Annotated in this window: 2 protein-coding genes; both read right to left on the bottom strand. The window is 47.5% G+C overall.

The window, feature by feature from the left end; all coding sequences use genetic code 11:
• Positions 1 to 443 (bottom strand): family 1 glycosylhydrolase (locus tag WBV27_RS04895; RefSeq protein WP_424199939.1); only part of this gene is annotated, 443 nt, incomplete at its 3' end.
• A 167-nt stretch (positions 444 to 610) separates the two neighbouring features.
• Positions 611 to 1,519, bottom strand: coding sequence for an ROK family protein (locus tag WBV27_RS04900; RefSeq protein ID WP_424199941.1), 909 nt, complete (start codon positions 1,517 to 1,519; stop codon positions 611 to 613).
• Positions 1,520 to 1,525 lie beyond the last annotated feature (6 nt).

The raw sequence follows: 1,525 nt of genomic DNA on the forward strand, positions 1-1,525 counted from the left end.
GTCTTGCGGTTCATGAAGCCGCCATATTCTTTGGCCAAGTGGTAAGGCATCTCGAAATGGGAAAGCGTGATGACCGGTTCGATTCCGTATTTCAACAGTTCATCGAAGACATCGTCATAGAACTGCAGGCCTTCTTCATTTGGCTCCGCTTCATCGCCGTTCGGGAAGATACGTGACCAAGCAATCGAGGTGCGAAAGCACTTGAAGCCCATCTCGGCGAACAAGGCGATGTCCTCTTTATAGCGCCCGTAGAAATCGATGCCGACATGGTTCGGATAGTAATTGCCTTCGACCACACCGTCCGTGATTACGCGGGGAACGCCATGCGCACCCGCCGTCATCACGTCCGCCACACTCAAGCCTTTCGAGGTATTCAGAACCCCTCCTTCAAACTGATGGGCAGCCAATGCGCCGCCCCACAAAAAATCTTTATCCAATGCCATAATGGTGTCCTCCCTATTTTTTATCAGATTTCTATCAATAGCAAATGCCTCACCCCAAGCGTTAGACTTTTAATCCTAACAGTTGGGGTGAAGCATCTTCTTTATCGCTTGTGCAGACGCGACTTTACAATCCTGCTGTCTTTGTTATTTGTTCTGTTGGAAAATCCCTAATGTCTGTCTGCCGTATCGGACATTGAAAGCAGGTTATATAATGCACCCAATATATTGGCATCATTGTAGAATTTACATGGTAAAACAATCGGTTTACTCATCGTTGCTTCCAGAGCCGGCAGATCCGAACGAATCTTTTGAAGTTGCTTATCGATTTCTTGGATCAAGCGAGGCTGCGCGCTGATTCCGCCACCGATGACCACTTTGGAAAAATCCAAGACAGCCTGAATATTCAAAATGACGAGCGCCAGTTCGTAGCAATAGTCTTCCAAGTGGTGAACCAGCGCTTGATCCCCTTCATTGATTGCATCAAAAACCAGCTGGCCATCCGCCTCAACGAGACCGATTTTTTGTGAACCTGTTTCCACAAAGACAACCGCCGACAAGCGATCACCAATCAAAGGTTTTGCAGCGTGTTCCCTTGGATTATGAACGATGAAGCTGAATTCGCCAGCTTGGAAATGCTCGCCCTCCAACAGTTGGCCGTTAGCAATTATTCCGCCGCCGATGGCTGTTCCGAGGACGATGGCAACACCATTGTCGCATCCTCGCAGATTCCCGAGCCATAATTCCGAAAGGGCTGCAGCTTTTCCATCATTGATCACGCCAACCGGCAAATGAAACTCACCCTCCAGTATAGTTTTTAGCGACAATCCATCCAGATACTGCAAGGAGCCTCCATGGAAGATCGTGCCATGCTTGCGGTCTACCTTCCCAGGACAACAGATCGCAATTCCATCGATATCTTCTATATTTTCACTAACGATTTTTCTTATGACAGCCTGAAACCCATCTAACGTTGCTGGTGTAGTCTCTTTATCTTTTGAGCTGATTTTGCCAAGATGATCTGCATTGGCATACTTGATGAAGGTCCCGCCGACATCGATACACAAATAATTACTCACTGTTTC

This window comes from Trichococcus sp. (assembly GCF_049589555.1).
GTDB lineage: Bacteria > Bacillota > Bacilli > Lactobacillales > Aerococcaceae > Trichococcus.